The sequence below is a fragment of the Candidatus Poribacteria bacterium genome, from assembly GCA_026706025.1.
Classification (GTDB): domain Bacteria; phylum Poribacteria; class WGA-4E; order WGA-4E; family WGA-3G; genus WGA-3G.
Genome location: JAPOZO010000089.1, coordinates 14,451 through 33,311, shown reverse-complemented (window position 1 = coordinate 33,311; position 18,861 = coordinate 14,451). Strand labels below are relative to the sequence as shown.

3 protein-coding genes are annotated in these 18,861 nt (G+C 50.0%); all 3 read right to left on the bottom strand.

The features are described 5' to 3' along the window. Positions 1-24: 24 nt before the first annotated feature. The 3 genes from OXH00_22995 to OXH00_22985 all read right to left on the bottom strand — a co-directional run bounded on the left by OXH00_22995 (position 25) and on the right by OXH00_22985 (position 18,856). Positions 25-3,120 (bottom strand): T9SS type A sorting domain-containing protein, encoded by a 3,096-nt coding sequence (locus OXH00_22995; protein MCY3743892.1) that lies wholly within the window; start codon positions 3,118-3,120, stop codon positions 25-27. 130 nt (positions 3,121-3,250) lie between these two features. Next, positions 3,251-5,302 carry a cohesin domain-containing protein gene (locus OXH00_22990; GenBank protein ID MCY3743891.1) on the bottom strand — a complete coding sequence of 684 codons (2,052 nt, stop codon included), beginning with the start codon at positions 5,300-5,302 and terminating at the stop codon, positions 3,251-3,253. Positions 5,303-5,434: 132 nt separating this feature from the next. Then, positions 5,435-18,856: a leucine-rich repeat protein gene (locus OXH00_22985; protein ID MCY3743890.1), complete on the bottom strand. Its 13,422-nt coding sequence runs from the start codon at positions 18,854-18,856 to the stop codon at positions 5,435-5,437. Between the last annotated feature and the right edge of the window lie 5 nt (positions 18,857-18,861).

The following is an 18,861-nucleotide window of genomic DNA, read 5'->3' as shown; positions in this document are numbered from 1 at the left end:
CCCTCCGTATTTTTCAGATGTGCGTTACTTCCGTATCAACATCTTGCGTGTCGCAGAAAAATCGCCTGCTGTCAGCGTGTAGAAATAGAGTCCACTTGCGACGGGTTCACCGAACTCATTTTTACCGTCCCAATACGCTGCTTTCGTCCGATCTGTGTAGTAGCCAGCCATCTGATGCCCGAAGTCCAACCGACGCACTAACACGCCTTTTATATTGTAAATTTCAATCTGCACGTCGGCATCGTTAGACAAATGGTACGGTATCCACGTTTCCGGATTGAATGGATTCGGATAATTAGGCAGGAGTGCAGTCTTTTTCGGTGTCAACGCTTTTAGGAGTTGTTCCAGGACGGTGAGACCGCGCAGGTATGCGGGATCGGTCAGTGTTAATTGTCGTGCTTGGGCAAGCCAACCTTGGATATCACCTGCGGTGAGCAGTTCCAAAGCCTGTGGATTCAAGGGTGGTGCAGCTGCCGCTTCACCAACCGCATTGGCAACGAGGACAAGGTCAACGATATCGACCAACCCATCTTCGTTGACATCTGCACTGCTTTTGCGCTTCTGACCGAAACGTGCACTCACAATAACCAAATCTTGGATGTTCACTACGCCATCGCGATTGATATCCCCCAAGATTGCATTTTCGGGTTCTGGTGGTATCGTCACTTCTCCGCTTTGTGTGGTGGCTTCCCACCGCTTGCCATCTGCGTCTACAAGGTAGACTTGGGATAGCGTCAACGTGGATGCTTTAAAGTCAACGACTTCAAATGTAAGGGTGGCGAGTGTGCCATCACCTTTACCTGCGCCAGCAAGTGTGTTTGCAATGAGCCTCACTTCCTCTAAATTCCGAAAGTCCCCAGTGCTTGAGGATATGATGAGCGAAGATTCCCCAAAGGGTCCATCCGTTAAAAAGAACGGATCAGCTGGTAGGTAGTCGCCCTTGGTAGCCTCTACGAGACTTAGGGCGGTGTTATCAAACAACACGGTCACATGATAGCCTGCGATGTTTTCTCCGCCTACAATATTGAGATTGAATGTTAGCAGCTCTCCGATATTCGGAGAAATTACCAGTGAGGGAGATATGTTCACGGTAGCGTTCGATTTCTGTATCGCGGTAACGAGAACTTGGGCAGTGAACGCCTGCGTATGGTTTGCCATGCTTGCCCCGACGGTAAATGTAAGCGTAGCATCGGTATCAAAGTCAGTGCCATCAAATCCAAGTGGAATTGCTATCTCTGTGTCGCTCACACGTTCTACATACCATGAATCAAGGGTGACACCGTCAAGGCCGGAAACGGACAACGCGTCTTCATCCCAATCATAAGTAAACGGACGTCCGGTAAGCGTAAGCGTGACGATGCTTCCGCCCAGCGTCGCCTCCGTCAAAGGAAACTCCGTTGATGCCTCTAAGGATTCCTCTACAGCGGTGACAGGGAATTGAAAAGTAAAGTCTTTATTATAGTTTATGGCTTCGGCACCGACGGTGAGGGTAAGGGTGGCATCCGCGTCAATGTTACCAGAAAAGTTGAGTTCAACGGTTACCAGGATATCGCTCACACGCTTCACAGTGCTCCAGCTGGCAGCGAAAACACCAAGCGATCCAGACTTCCGTGTAGCGACCCCCTCAATGCCGGAGACTGTTATAGCATCTTCGAGGTCCCACCCGTAAGCGAATTGTCGCCCGGTGAGTGTGAGCGTGATGATGCCTCCGTTCAGCATTGCCTCTGTCAAGGGTGCCTCCGTTGATGCCTCCAAGGATTCCTCTACAGCGGTGACAGGGAATTGAAAAGTAAAGTCTTTATTATAGTTTATGGCTTCGGCACCGACGGTGAGCGTGAAGGTTGCATCGGTGTCAATGTTACCGGAAAAGATCAGCGGAACGATAACCTCTGTAGCACTTAAACGCTCCACATCCGACGATTCAAAAGCAACACCTTCAATACCGGAGACTGTTATAGCATCTTCGAGGTCCCACCCGTAAGCGAATTGTCGCCCGGTGAGGGTGAGGGTGATGATGCCTCCGTTTAGCATTGCCTCTGTCAAGGGTGTTTCCGTTGATGCTTCCAAGGATTCCTCTACAGCGGTGACAGGGAATTGAAAAGTAAAGGGTTTATCGTATCCACCTACGATAGCATTGGGATCGACGGTGAGGGTGAGCGTGGAGTCGGTGTCTATGTTGCCGGAGAAGTTCAGTAGAACGGTTACCACCGTGTCGCTTACGCGTTCTACATCGTATGATTTAAAAGTGACTCCATCAATGCCTGAGAATGACAACGCGCGTCCGATTTCCCATTCATCAACGAATTGCCGACCAGTGAGGGTGAGGGTGATGATGTTCCCGTGCAGGGTTGCCTCTGTCAAGGGAAATGCCGTTGATGCCTCCAGTGATTCTTCAACGGCCGTGACAGGGAATTGAAAGGTAAAGGCTTTATCATATCCACCTACTATGGCCTCGGGACCTACGGTGATCGTGAGGGTTGCATCGGTGTCTATGTTGCCGGAGAAGTTCAGTAGAACGGTTACCACCGTGTCGCTTACGCGTTCTACATCGTATGATTTAAAAGCGACTCCATCAATGCCTGAGAATGACAACGCGTCGTCAATTTTCCATTCATCAACAAACCGCCGCCCAGTGAGTGTGAGGGTGATGATGTTCCCGTGTAGTGTTACCTCTGTCAAGGGAGACTCTGTTGATGCTTCCAAGGATTCCTGCATTGCGGTGACAGGTAGTGTCGCAGTGAGCGCGTTTCCATCATAATCTACGATTGCACCTGCCTCCACGGTGAAAGTCAGGGTGGCATTGGTGTCTATGTTGCCATCAAATATCAATGGAACGGTCACCTCCGTGTCACTGACGCGCTCTAAAAAAGGCCACCTGACAATAGTGATACCTTCAATACCAGAAAGCGTCAACGCATCCCTAATAACCGATTTCCTATTGATAAACCGCGCCCCGCTGAGTGTGAGTGTGATGACGCTTTCATGTAGTGTCGCTTCTGTCAACGGCTCTGGGGTCGAGGCGGTTATCGTTTGTCCGAAACTGCTTTGCGTGCCAAAAATTATCAGGACGATAGTTAAAATAAGCACGAGGGACTTTGCATTTACCATAAGTCCTGTCATAAAAAACTCCTTCTCGTCAGTTTTCGATCGCAACGTACAATTGGGTTTATGAATGGAAGGTTGGAAGTGTGGGAAGATAAGAACCGCATCCTCCATACTCCCTTTTCGTCTATCCTTCCTTGAATATGTTCTACTTCCATATCAACATCTTGCGTGTCGCAGAAAAATCGCCAGCGGTAAGCGTGTAGAAATAGAGTCCGCTTGCGACGGGTTCACTGAACTGATTTTTACCATCCCAATACGCTGCCCGGGAACGGCTTTGATAGATACCTGCAGGTTGATATCCGAGTGACAATGTCCGCACCAATGTACCATTTACAGCATAAATGTGCAATGTGACATTGGCAGGTTTAGACAACCGATACGGTATCCACGTTTCCGGATTGAACGGGTTTGGATAGTTTGATAACAGTGCACTCTCTTCAGGAATCAACGCTGCGAGGAGTTGCTGTAAAAAGAGAATACCCCTTAGAGATGTTGCGTCTGTCAGTTCTAATTGCTGTGCTTGGGAGAGCCAGCGTTGGATGTCTGCTGCAGCGATCATCTCTAAAGATTGCGGGTGCAGAGCGGGTGCAGCGGCACCGTTTCCGAATGCTCCGGCAACCAAGACGAGATCGACGATGTTGACGATACCATCTCGGTTGATATCCGCGCTGTTTTTGCCCCTCTGACCGAAACGGGCGTTAACAATTGCTAAATCTTGGATATTGACCACGCCATCGCGGTTGATATCCCCCAAGATTGCCTTTTCGGGTTCTGGCGGTATTGTCACTTCCGCACTTTCTGTGGTAACTTCCCAACGCTTTCCGTCTGTATCTACAAGGTAGACTTCGGATAGGGTCAACGTGGAGGCTTTAAAGTCTTCGACTTCAAACGTGAGCGTGGCAAGTGTACCCTCACCGTTCGCTGCGCCAGCAAGTGTGGTTGCGGCGAGTCTCACCTCTCGGTAAAAGTTCTGGTCCATAAAGAACGTGTCCATTGGTAGGTAGTCGCCATTGGTAATATTCACGGGCCAAAGGGCAGTGCGGTTAAAGGATACGGTTGCCTGATAGCCTGCGATGTTTTCCCCGCCTTTGATATTAAGACTGAATGTTAACGCCTCTCCGATATCAGGGCATACGACGGATGCTGGCGAAATGCTCATGGTCGCGTTCGATTGTTGTCTCGGAATGACGGGGACTTCGGCGGTGAGTGGGGGACCATTGTATCCGCCCGCTATCGCTACCGCCTCCACGGTGAAGGTAAGCACTGCATCGGTATCAAAATCAGTGCCATCAAATTCAAGTAGAATTGCTACCTCCGTGTCGCTGACACGCGCCACATTCCACTGTTCAATAGTCACACCGTCAATGCCAGAGGCTGACACAATAACCCAGTCTGCATAAACTGCCCCGCTGAGGGTGATGATGCCGCCGTCCAGCGTAGCCTCTGTCAAGGGTGTCTCCGTTGATGCCTCCAGTGTTGTCTCTACTGCAGTGACGGGTAGTGTCGCAGTAAGCGCGTTTCCATTATATTCTGCGATTGCACCTGCTTCTACAGTGAAAGTCAGGGTGGCATCGGTATCAATGTTGCCGAAGAAGACCAGCAGAACGGTCACCTCCGTGTCGTTCACACGTTCCACACTCCCCCGTAAAATACCCTCATCAATGCCAGATACCGACACCGCGCGGCTGATACCCCATCCACTATCAACAAACCGACTACCGCTGAGGGTAAGGGTGATGATGCTGCCGTCCAGCGTAGCCTCTGTCAAGGGAGATTCTGTTGAGGCGACCAGCGATTCCTGCATCGCAGTAACGGGTAGTGTCGTGGTGAGTGCCCACATAGTAAAGGTAAGGGTAGCATCGGTATCAAAGTCAGAACCATCAAATTCAAGCTCAATTGTCACCTCCGTGTCACTGACGCGCTCCACATCATCCCACGGGTCAAAAGTGACACCGTCAATGCCGGAAATGAACAACGCGCCTCCGATAGCCCATTCATTAGGAAATCGCCCCCCGGTGAGTGTGAGTGTGATGATACTTCCGTCCAGCGTTGTCTCTGTCAATGGTTCTTCAACGGATGCTGTGATTGTCGGGGGGTCTTCTTGTGCGTAACTGATACTTTGTGTGCCAAAGGTAACCATCAAAATGGATACCAGAATAAATACAAAACCTTTTTGGTTCAGAATGTCCGTGTTCATAATCAACTCCTTATTTCGGACAATTGATTGTTATGTGCAATCATATTGTTGCCTGGAAGATTGAAGGTATAGAAGGGTAGGCATCGCATCCTCCATACTTCCTTTGTCTTCCATCCTTTCGCCGATATATTTCTACTTCCGAATTAACATCTTCCGCGTGGCAGAAAAATCGCCAGCGGTGATGGTATAGAAGTAGACACCACTTGCTACAGGTTCACCGAAGGCGTTTCTGCCATCCCAATAGGCGGCACGGGAACGGTTCTGATACAGTCCCGCAGGTTGATGTCCTAAATCCAACGTCCGAACGATATGTCCGTTTATAGCATAGATTGTGATGGTGACCTCTGTGGGTTTTTCCAGTTGATACGGAATCCATGTCTCAGGGTTGAACGGGTTCGGGAAGTTTGCGAAAAGGGCGTTCTCTCTATCTGCCGTAACAGCAACTTGTGCGGTAAGCGCGGGCCCATTATAACCTGCGATGGCATCTGAACCGACGGTGAAGGTGAGCGTGCCATCGGTATTCATGTCTCCGTCAAATTCCAGTTCAATGGTAATTTCGGTATCACTCTTTCGCCGGGGTTGGTGCCAAGGCATTGTTACGCCTGCTATACCAGAGACAGACACAGCGTCTTGGATGTCAAAAACAAATCTCTCAAATTTCCTGCCGCTGAGCGTGATGCTGACCTCTGCACCATCAAGTGTCCCCTCCGTTAGCGTAGATGGTGATGCAGAGACAGACTCGCTGACAGCAGAGACAGCGATCTGTGCCGTAAGCGCGGCTCCGTTGTATCCTGCGATGGCATCTGCTTCTACGGTGAATGTGAGCGTGCCGTTGGTGTTCATGTTACCGCTAAACTCAAGTTCAACAGTGACTTTAGTATCGCTGACACGATCCAGCCCGAAAAATCTGTCGAAAGTCACACCTGAAATACCGGACACGGACACAGCGTCTTCAATATCCCATCTGGAGCGTTCGTAAGTGCCGCCGCTAAGTGTAAGTGTCACGACATTGCCATGCAATGTTACTTCTGTTAACGCGGATGTTGTTGATGCCGTAAGCGTTGGGGTTCCCCCTGTGTTTCCGGGTTGTTGGGGTGTGTCTTGGTTTTCAGGCTGTTGCGGTGTCTCGGGTGGATCGGGGTTCTGGTTCCCTGTATCTGCGGGTGCGTCTGTGCTGGCGGAGACGGAGACTTGATCAGTGAGTGCGGGTCCGTTGTATCCTGCGATGGCATCGGCACCGACGGTAAAGGTCAGTGTGCCATTAGCGGTCATATCTCCATTGAAAGTGAGTTCCACGGTGACTTCCGTGTCGCTTTCACGGTCTATGTCGAAACTCCGGACCGTGACACCTGAAATGCCTGTAACAGACACCGCACTTCTGATTGTGGAATTCCAGCGTTCAAATTTCCTACCGCTAAGTGTGAGCGTGACGATGCTTTCGTCGAGCGTCGCCTCGGTCAAGGGTGCGGCAGTGGATGCGCTAATCGACTCGGAGACAGCAGTGACAGGTATTTGTGCGGTAAGTGCGGCACCGTTATAGTCCACTATCGCACCTGCCTCTACGGTGATTGTTAGGGTGCTATCTGTATTGATGTTGCCATCAAACTCCAGTTTAATTGTCAACTTGGTATCGCTGATGCGTTCGGTGTCGAACGTATCAAGCGCGATACCGGTAACGCCAGAAACGGATACCGCATCTCTGAGTCTCCAAGAGGACCGCTCATAGGTGCCACCACTAAGTGTGAGGGTGACAATACCTTCATGCAGCGTTGCCTCTGTGAGTGGCGCAGCAGTTGATGTGCTGAGTGTCGGTGTTCCGCCTGTATTATCAGGCTGTTGCGGTGTCTCAGGATTCTGGTTCCCTGTATCTGCGGGTGCGTCTGTGCTGGCGGAGACGGAAACTTGATCAGTGAGCGCAGGTCCGTTGTAACCTGCTATCGCCCCTGCTCCGACAGTGAAGGTGAGTGTGCCATCGGCATTGAGATTTCCGTTGAAAGTGAGTTCAACGGTGACTTCCGTGTCGCTTTCTCGGTCTATATCGAAACTCCGGACCGTGACCCCTGAAATGCCAGAGACTGAGATGGCAGCCCTGATTATGGAGCTCCGTCCTTCAAATTTTCTGCCACTAAGTGTGAGGGTAACAACGCTTTCATCAAGTGTTGCTTCTGTCAACGGTGCAGCGGTGGACGCTGTGACCGACTCCGTAACAGCAGGAATAGACAGTTGAGCCGTCAGCGCAGCCCCATTATAGTCCTGAATCGCGCCTGCTCCGACGGAGACCGTAAGTGTGCCGTTGGCAGTCATGTTGCCATCGTATTCAAGTTCTATTGTAATCTCCGTATCACTGACGCGATCCCTACTGGTGAACAGATCAAGGGTTACACCACCGATCCCAGAGACAGAAACAGCATCTCTGATCCTCCAAGAGGACTCCTCATAAGTGCCACTGCTGAGATTGAGTGTGATGATACCGCCGTGCAGCGTTGCCTCTGTGAGGGGTGCCGCAGTAGAGACGCTTAGGGTTGGCGTGCCGCCAGTGTCTCCTGGTTGTTGTGTCTGAGGTGGATCGGGGGCCTTGTTCCCTGTATCTGCGGGTGTGTCTGTGCTGGCGGAAACAGAGACTTGCACAGTGAAAGCGGGCCCGTTGTAGCCTGCGATGGCATCTGCACCGACGGTGAGCGTGAGTGTGCCATCAGCATTGAGATTACCGTTGAAGGTCAGTTCGACGGTAACTTCTGTATCGCTTTGTCGATCTATGTCAGAGTTCCGAACGGTGACACCTGAGATGCCAGAGACCGACATGGCACTTCTGATTGTGGCATTCCGCCGTTCAAATTTCCTGCCGCTGAGGGTGAGCGTGACGATGCTTTCATCTAAGGTCGCCTCCGTCAGTGGTGCAGCAGTCGAGGCAGTGACCAACTCAGAGACAGCAGTGACAGGTATTTGTGCGGTAAGCGCAGCACCGTTATAGTCGGCGATCGCGCCTGCGCCTAAGGTGAGTGTTAGGGTACTATCTGTGTTGATGTTGCCATCAAACTCGAGTTTAATTGTCAACTTAGTATCGTTGATGCGTTCGGTGTCAAAGGTATCAAGGGCGATACCGGTAATACCTGAGACTGATACTGCCTCTCTGAGCCTCCAAGAGGCCCGCTCATAAGTGCCTCCGCTAAGTGTGAGTGTGACAATGCCTTCATGCAGTGTAGCCTCTGTGAGGGGGGCTGCAGTGGAAACACTTAGCGTTGGGGTTCCACCTGTGTTCACCGGTTGTTGCGGCTGTTGTGGTGTTTGAGGTTGTTGCCCACCGGTCCCGCCCGTTGGAAGAGATAGGGTGTAATCCTGTGTGTCAAGGTAGAGCTTAAAAAACATGCCCCAATCATTATTGAAGCCCAGCCCGGCATGGTTGCAAACTTTAATTAACAGCAGGTTGTTACCAGCATTGAGGTTTACAGGGAACTGGTTTTGTATCCCTGTTGTTCTTCTTGAGACATCGTTTTCGTAAACAACTGAACCGTTGAGCCAAACTTTGATAGAATCATCGCTTCCTACACCCATCAAAACGTTGTTTTGAACGCGTGGGGAGAAGATGTTAATCAAGGCATAAGCAGAATAATAGCTGAGTTGATCCCTATCGGTGAGTCCAATCTCTCTGACGACGTTGATGACATTATCTGATGAACACAATAAAATTCCGCAAACGGTGGTAGGCAGTAAACGTCCGCTTGTCCATTGCAAATCGTTAAAGTGATCCCCCTCATTGACCCCGGTTTGAGCGATCTGCGCTTCGGTAATCACGCCCTCACTTGCTTCAGACAGATTGTCAATGTCTATATCTCCACCCGGGGCAATCATCCAGAGCCAGGGACCTTCTATATGATCATAATCGCTTTCTACCGGTGGGATAGTTTTTATAGGGGTTTCTACTACAGGCGTATCTCCGCTGGCAGAGACAGCGACTTGTGTTGTGAGTGGGGGGCCATTGTAGCCAGCGATGGCATCCGCGCCGACGGTGAGCGTCAATGTGCCACCGGCATTGAGATTTCCGTTGAAAGTGAGTTCAACGGTGACTTCTGTATTACTTTGTCGGTCTATATCGGAACTCCGGACCGTGACACCAGAAATGCCAGAAACGGATACTGCGCTTCTGATTGTGGAGTTCCGTCCTTCAAATTTCCTCCCGGTGAGTGTGAGTGTAATGACGCTTTCGTCGAGTGTCGCCGCTGTCAGTGGCACAGCTGTCGAGGCGGTGATCGACTCTATAACAGCAGGGATGGCTATTTGCGAAGTCAACGCAGCCCCATTATAGTCCTGAATTGCATTTGCCCCGACTGAGACTGTGAGTGTGCCGTTGGCAGTCATGTTGCCGTCGTATTCAAGTTCTACTGTGCTTTTCGTGTCACTGACGCGATCGACACTGAATATATCAATGGTTAGACCATTAATCCCAGAGACGGACACAGCATTTCTAATCCTGAAACTCGAACTTTCAAAAGTGCCACTGCTAAGATTGAGTGTGATGACACCACCATGTAGCGTTGCCTCTGTGAGAGGTGCCGCTGTGGAGACGCTGAGTGTTGGGGGAGTGCCTGTATCTTTAGGTTGTTCAGGCGGATCAGGATCAGGCCGCTGACTGGTGTCATCTGCGATTTCCTTGATTTGCCATGAGTTATCGGCAAGTTCTTCAGCAACAAAGTGATACGGCTGACCATTAACAGTTGTAGAGACACGCATTGAATTGCTAATAGATGTTTGGTTGACCCACTGGAGCCACGTTGGCAAATTCGGGATATTCCATTGCGAATTCCCATCATCAAGGACAGAAAAGACTGCCTCGGTGCCGGGGTAAGTACAACTCTCACCGGGGGCAAGCACATCGCCAACTTTACAAATCGCTGTCGCTGTGGGCACTTCATTGATGTCGGTAATATTAATAGTGACAGTAATTGTGTCAGTCAAGCTGCCATCGGAGACGGTTATCGTTACGCTATAGGCGTTCTTTGTTTCGTAGTCAAGTGTTGCCTTTGTTTGGAGTTGCCCGGATATGCTGATAATGCTAAAGGCTGCGGCATCGGTGCCACTGAGTGTATAGGTAAGGCTATCGTTGTCAGCATCTGTAGCGGCAATAGCCGTGCCGATGTTTGTGTTGGCTGCGGTGTTTTCAGCGATTGTGCGGGTGGTGGTTGTGCCATCGGTGAACACAGGGGCAGTATTGGTTGTATTATTTGGCGGTGGGGGCCACGCGCCAGGGAGTTCTATTTGATCGGTAGCGGCATTGTAAACCGCTTCCTTGATATTCGGAAGACTTGTCTCATGAAAAAAACGTAGGTGCGTTATCCGAACTCCATTCCAGGGAGACGGCCATGTCCTACTCGTCGTCCGACACACGGCTTCGGATGCGAAATTATTCAATTCTCCCAATGATTGCCGCTTGATGTAGACGATACTTTGTCGCGCCACTTCAGCATCGGCGAAGTTGCAATCCATAAGTTTTGCGAGTGTCATATATGCGACTGTGCCGACATCAGAATCCGTTGTGTACTTTGTCGGGATGCCCCAAACGCTACCGGTGATGTTTAACGTCACACGTGTGTATCCAGCGGGTGTGTTGGCTTCAAACGCTATCCGAGTATCCGTGGTTGGTGGTGGCGTATCGCCCCCGGGTGTGTCTGCGGGGCCTTCATCTACATCTGTGATATTGACAGTGACACTAATTGTGTCAGTCAAGCTGCCATCAGAGACGGTTATCGTTACGCTATAGGAGTTTTTTGTTTCGTAGTCAAGTGCTGCCTTTGTTTGGAGTTGTCCTGATGTGCTGATAATGCTAAAGGCTGCGGCATCGGTGCCACCGAGGGTGTAGGTCAAAGTATCGTTGTCAGCATCTGTCGCAGCAATTACCGTGCCGATGTTTGTGTTGGCTGCGGTGTTTTCAGCGATTGTGCGGGTGGTGCTGGTGCCGTCTGCAAACACAGGCGCGCGATTCTCCGCTACGTCGGTGATATTGATAGTGACAGTGATTGTATCCGTAAGACGACCATCGGAGACAGTAACGGTAACGCTATAGGAGCGTTTGGTTTCATAGTCGAGAGCTGCCTTGGTTCTGAGTTGTCCTGTGTTGCGATCAATGGCAAATGCGGATGCATTTGTGCCACTGAGAGTATAGGTAAGGCTATCGTTGTCAGCATCCGTGGCGGTTATCGCGGTGCCGATGTTTATATTCGCGGCGGTGTTCTCTGCGATTGTGCGGCTGATGCTACTGCCTTCCGTGAATACTGGCGCGCGGTTTTCGATGACATCGGTGACGTTGATTGTCACAGGGATACTGTCGCTGCCGCCATAGCCATCGGAGACAGTCACCGTGACGGAGTAGGCGGCCTTGGTTTCATAGTCGAGTGCGGCTTTGGTTCGCAATTGCCCTGTGGTGCTATCAATACCAAACGCTGTGGCATCTGTGCCACCCAGCGTATAGGTGAGCCTGTCATTATCGACATCTGTAGCAGTAATCGGGGTGCCGATATTTGTGTTGGCTGCGGTGTTCTCTGCTATGGAACGCGTAGCGGTTGTGCCATCGCTAAACACGGGTGCCGTATTGATACCACGGATGACAGGCATCGGCAAATTATCAGATTTGACGAGCGCGTAGCCGTAGTGGGTGCGTGGGAGACGCGGAAATGCTGCGATATCGACCATGACATGCCCCGTTGTGCCAAGGGTGCGGGTGACCGTCAAGACCTCGCTCTCCAGACTGCCTTGCGGTATCGTAACCGTTGTAACACCGCCATTGATACTGCCATTCGTAACACGGATTGGTAAAACGTAATTGAACGTTGCACCCGTGGGGACCACCACTCTGAACTGTCCTTCTACGACCGTCTCGACCGAAACGATAATCGGTAGTGGGTCAACCGCGTTCCGTCCCAATCGGAGGGTTGTGAGCGATGTCATTCCTTCAAAGATGCCATCTGGCAGGCTACTGAGTTGATTGTTGAACAGGTTGAGGTCTGTCAGTGCGGTCATACCAGAGAAATCGTCTGTTCTCAGTGCTGTGATACCGGCATTCCGTAAATTGAGACTGGTGATTGCTGCGAGGTGTGCAGCGGTCACTTGATTAGCGGTACTCACGCCCGGTATTGCTGCGATGATCGCATCACGCACCTGCGATGTACGATTAGCAACCGGTACAGCCGTTGGTACGATGATAGTATCATTCAGATCAATCACGTTGATTGTAACGGTGATACTATCACTACCGCCGTTGCTATCGGAGACAGTTACCGTAACCGAGTAGGATGCCTTTGTTTCATAGTCTAACGCTGCTTTTGTTTGGAGTTGCCCGGATGTGCTGACAATGCTGAATGACGCGGCATCCGTGCCACCGAGGGTATAGGTAAGCGTATCCCCGGTATCGGCATCTGTAGCAGCTACTGCCGTGCCGATGTTTGTGTTGGCGGCGGTGTTCTCAGCGACTGTGCGCGTGGCAGCCGTGCCATCGGTGAATACAGGGGGCCTGTTCTGTGGCGCGGCAATGACTGCTAACGGCAGGGCAGTCGTGGATTTGCGAAGCACGTAGCCACGATGACTTGTGGGTATCCCCGGTAAAGTACCGACATTCACAGTGACAGCAGCGGTCGTGCCGGCGGTTCGTGTCACGGTAAGTGTTCCGCTTTCCACGCTACCTGTGGAAATCGTAACGCTGCTCACGCCACCATTGATGCTGCCATTTGTCACGGTAAGCGGCAGCACAATATCAAAAGGCGCGCCAGCGGGTGCGACTGCTTTGAATTGTCCATCTGCAGTTTTCTCCAGTGATATGGTAAGCGGCAACGGATTAACAAAGTTGTCGCCCAGATAAAGCTTTTTGAGCATAGTGAGACCTTCAAAAACACCATCCGGCAAAGCGGACAGATCGTTAAGATCTAGGTAGAGCGATTGCAGGGCGGTGAGTTCGTCAAAGATTCCATCCGGCAAACTGGTCAGGTCGTTGTTGTTCAGATAGAGCGTTGTCAGCGCAGTGAGATTGTTAAAGACATCATCTGGCAACGATGCCAGTTGGTTGCTGTACAGGTGGAGCGATTTCAGTGCGGTGAGTTCGTCAAAGATTCCATCCGGCAAACTGGTCAAAGAGTTCCTGGACAAGTCAAGTGTTGTCAGATTTGTGAGTTCGTCAAAGATTCCATCCGGCAAACTGGTCACAGTCTGGGCTAAGGAGAGTGTTGTCAGTGCTGTGAGCTTGTCAAAGACACCAGGCTGCGACGAAAGATAGTTCGCAAGATAGTTATGCGACAAATGGAGACTTGTCAGTGTGGTAAGTTCGTCAAAGATCCCATGCGGTAAAGATCTCAAACTGTTATGCTTCAAGTCGAGAGATTTCAGTGCGGTAAGTCCCCTGAAGTCTCCAACTTTCAGAGAACTGATACGTTTTCTCGGCAGGCGGAACTGCAAATCCAGAGATGTAATCGCAGCGAGGTGTGCTTCGGTGACATTGTTAGCGGAATTTACCCCCGGTACTGCTGCGACAATCGCATCGCGCACCTGTGGCGTGCGTTGGCTGACTGGTATAAATTCTGTTGTTAAACCGTTAGTGAATTCTAACGGCAGCCCAGCAGATTTAGCGAGCGTGTAGCCTTCATGGTCTGCAGGCAACTTCGGTAACGTCCCGATATTCAGAGTGACAGGAGCGGTTGTGCCAGGCGTACGTTTCACGGTGAGCGTGTTACTTTCGACACTGCCGGTGGGGATCCTGATTGTGGTACTCGTTACGCCGTTGATACTTCCATTGGTAACAATAAGTGGCAGTACTATATTAAACGGCGCGCCTGTGAGTGTGACTGCTTTGAATTGATCTGTTCCCACCTTTTCCAATGAAAGGGTTAAGGGCAGCGGCTCGTCTACTTCAATGTTATCTAAGCTGTCCGGGTTTTTTAGGTCCACCTGACTGAAATCTGCGCGCGCAATGGAGAGGTCTGTCAGCGCGGTGAGTCCTTCAAAGATACCAGCAGGTAGTGTGACGGTTTCATCCACACCCAGAGCGAGAAGTGTCAGTGAGGTGAGTTTGCTGAAGATGTCAGCCGGTAAACTATCAAACGAACCAGTTACAGCGAGTTTTGTAAGCGCAGTCAATTCATCAAAGACACCGGCCGACAGGCTCTCCAACTGAACACTACCTACAATGAGTGTTGTCAACGCGGTCAGATCATCAAAGACACCGGCCGGCAAACCCTCCAACGGAAGTGAAGTCACACTAAGAAAAGTCAGTGAGGTAAGTCCGTCAAAAACCCCATCCGGTAGACTGCTGAAATTACCAGTCAGATTAAGCGTTTCCAGCGCGCTCAGCCCGTCGAAAATGCCTGCTGGTACGTTGCTTAACTGTTCGCTTCCTGCTATCCAAAGTGTAGTCATTCCAGTCAACCCATCGAAATCGCCTGTCTGCAGGGTTGTGATTTCCTCACCTGTGGTATTACCAAATAATGTAACTCTACCTAACCCGAGGCCCGTAATCGATGCCAGATGTGCCTTTGTTACATCCGCTGCAGAATTCACGCCCGGAACTGCTTCGACGATTTTGTCGCGTACCTGTGGCGTGCGTTCACTGATTGGTGTGAATACGCGTCCTCCCAATTCACCGAACTCAAGAGGGAGGTCAATAGATTTGGTGAGGATGTAACCTCTATGTAGACGAGTACCATTTCTCACAGTTGTAGGAAGTGCTGGCAACGTTCCGATATCTACAGCGACAGCCTCTATCGCGTTGGGTGTGTGTGATACAGTGAGGATGCCACTTTCTACACTACCTGTTGGAATTGTGAGGGTTGTTGCCCCACCGTTGATGCTTCCATTGGTAACGTTGATGGGCAGGATAAGATCAAAAGGCGCGCCCGTGGAGGCTACAGCCTTAAATTGACCCGCTCCAACCTTCTCGAGTGAGACTGTAAGGGGCAAGGGATCAACCGCGTTGCCATCCAAGCGGAGCGATGTTAGTGATGATAGTCCAGAAAACAGACCATCAGGAAGGTTTGTCAGTTGGGTGCGACTTATCCTAAGAGATGTCAATTGGGCTAACCTGTCAAAAATACCATCAGGTAGACTTGTGAGTTGATCACTGGCCAATGTAAGTGTTTTTAGTTGAGTCAATTGATCAAAGATGCTGTCGGGGAGTATCCTCAACCGACCGGCATACAAGCTTAGGTATGTCAGGTTGGTGAGTCGGTCAAACACATTTGCTGGCAGCTTATTCAATTGTGGTGCTGTTATTTCAAAGGTTGTTAGATTGGTGAGGGGGGCAAGTACCCCGGTCGGTAACGAAGTCAACCCTCTCGCTCCCCAACCGAAGGTCTGTAAATTTGTGAGACCCTCAAACGCCTCAACCGGTAGCGTGCTTAACTTTTCGCTGTACCATTCCATATACGTTACGTTGCTGAGATCTTTGAACAATCCCGCGGGTAGCGAAGTCAACTCCTCTGTTGTCAGACCCAGTGAGGTCAAGCCGGTGAGACCGTCGAAATCGCCTACCTTTATTGAGTTGCTGAGTTCAACACTTATGCTGGTAATTGCGGCGAGGTGTGCTGCAGTCACATCCGTTGCAGAATCAATGCCTAGCACAGCTTTCACAATAGCGTCGCGTACCTCCGGGGTACGGTCACTGACCGGAGTGAATACGCCTCTATCTAACTGGACGAACGTCAGTGGGAGGGTGCCGGATTTGACAAAAGCATAACCGGAATGACGATCAGGTAACCCCGGCAATGGGGTTCCAATATCCACAGTAATAGTGGCTGTTGTGCCAGCGGCACGTGTCACGGTAAGTGCCTCGCTTTGCAAGCTGCCTTTGGGTATCGTAAGACTCGTTGCCCCACCGCTGATGCTGCCATTTGTAACAGTAATCGGCAGCACAATATCAAACGGCGCACCCGTGGGTGCTACCGCTTTGAACCCATCTATTCTGATCTTCTCCAATGATACGGTAAGGGGTAATGGGTCAACAGGGTTATCGCTCAGCAAAATCGTTAGCGACGACAATTCTTGTGGTAATGAATCCAACGGGTTGTCGAGCCCGGTGTTGAGTGCTGCCAGCACGGCTTGTGTGTCTATATCAGAGAGTCCTTCAAAGATGCTTGCTGGTAAGGTGCTCAACTGGTTGTCAGTCAGGTCGAGTGCTATGAGGTTTGTGAGTTGACTGAAGATACTCGCCGGTAAGGCATTCAACTGATTACCACCGAGTGCAAGTATTATTAGGTTTGTGGTGTTGTCAAAGATTCCCACTGGCAAGGTACTCAACTGGTTCTCGGATAGCTGGAGTCCTATTAGGTTTGTGGTGTTGTCAAAGATTCCCGCTGGCAATGAACCAAACTTGTTGCCTTCCAGGTTGAGTGATGTTAGTGTAGTGAGTTCGTCAAAAATATCCGATTGCAATGAACTCAACTCGTTGTAATCCAATTCTAGTCCTGTCAGGTTTGTGAGTTCGTCAAAAATATCCGATTGCAATGAACTTAATTCATTGCCACCTATGCTAAGTGATGTCAGATTAATGAGTTCGTCAAAGACACCTGATGATAATGAACTTAGGTTGTTCCCACCCAGGTCAAGTCTTGTCAGATTAGTGAGTTCGTCAAAGACACCTGATGGTAACGAACTCAATTCGTTGCCAGCAAGTTCAAGTGTTTTCAGATTAGTGAGTTCATCAAAAATATCCGACGGTTTTCTAAAGATAGGTATGTCGGGAATACCCAGGACCGTTGGAATTAATGAACTCAACTCGTTTGCACCAAGTTCGAGAACCGTCAGGTTAGTGAGCTTATCAAAGACGCCGCGCGGCAATGAACGCAACTTGTTGAAACTCAGGTTGAGTTTTGTTAGGTTCGTGAGACCCTCGAAATCTTCGGGTTTCAGTTCTGTAAGTTCTGCATTGGATAAATCCAGACTTGTAATCGCTGCGAGGTCAGTATCAGACACCTGTAAGCTATAGAAGTCAATATTTTTCGTAAGAGTACTATAGAATCCTGTTTCCCCTAAGTATAGTCTCATTTCTTTCCCAATGTCGTCAGTATTTATCCTTGGTACTGATTTTACGATAGCCTCTTTTATTTGACGTGTGCGCTTTTTCACCGCGGGGGGTGCTCCCTCCAAGGCATCGAAAATTGTTACAACTTCGCCGGCAGACCATTCTTGATCGCTGGAACGTTCAGCAGGGTATGATATGTTAACGAAACGGTAGCCACTGTGTCCGTCTGGGAGATTCGGCGGATACTTATCAAGGATCACCAAGACTTTGGATTTCGTGCCGGGAGTGCGGGTCACCGTGAGCAGTGCGCTTTCGGTACTGCCTTGGGGTATCGTGATAGTAGTTGCACCACCGTTTATAGTTCCATTCACGACGATAAGCGGCAGTTCGATATCAAACGGTGCACCAGCACGGGCAATAACCTTAAACTGATTCGTTCCAACCTTCTGCAGCCCTATAGGAAAATAATAATTAGAGTCGGTTTTAAGGCTATAAAGCGATGTGAGTCCTTCAAAAATCCCTGCCGGAAATTGCCATGCCCCCCAACGTCCATAGACGTGATTTAGTTCAAGCGATCCTAAATTAGTGAGCCCATCAAAATCGTCAGATTTGAGTGCACTGTCATTGCCGATATTATTCACAGACAACGTCGTTATTTCAGCAAGGTGTGCTACGGTCACATCGTCGGCATTATTTACGCCCGGCACCGCTGCGACAATCGCGTCGCGTACTTGTGGTGAGCGCCCATTGAGCGGACGTGCTACGCCGTATATTTCACCTATAAACTGTTTATCCGTCTCAGACAGGACAGTGGCGTAATCGATTTCAAAATCACCTATCGTCCATCGATTTGGGATCGGATATATCATGATAGAATGTGGGTCAAACTCGGTAAAGTTCGTCTGAGTTTCACTCAATTTATCCAGTATGTTAAGTCTTATCCTATCTTTAGTCCATTTCCAGACTCTCATGACCTCTTCGATAATGACATCTTCATTCCACTCAAACGGGAGTGTGGGGCTCTTGTGTTCATGGTGGAGCCCCAAGGCATGTCCAAATTCGTGTAAAATCACTCCCTGTTTCCGACTTTCGAGCATGCCACGCAGTGCCAAATTCATCGTTTTATTCTTCCCTATTGCAAACTTACCCAAGGATGACCAATTTCCGTCGCCTAGATCAAATCCGACGCGAATATCTGAGGGATCACTCTCTACGAACTCAAAGCGGACATCCGCGTATTTACTCCATTCCGGGGCAATCTGTCTGACAAGTGCTTTCTCATCGTCCGTACCATTTAAGAAACGGACTCTTAAGATGAGCGTCGAGTCTGTCTCATTAGCAACTGTCTCGGAGTGCTCCCAGATAGCACTTTTAATAACTACCCCGCGGGCTACCCTGTGAGCCACTTCCCCTTCATCATTTTCCAGAGGTGCCGGTTCGGGGAGTATCAGATCAGGGTGGATAGTGAGGCACGGTGGGATGTCAACCGCAAGTGCAGGACGTTTCTCACATACAAAACAAACCGTAAATACTAAAATGAAAAAACAGAACGCTCTTTTCATGATAA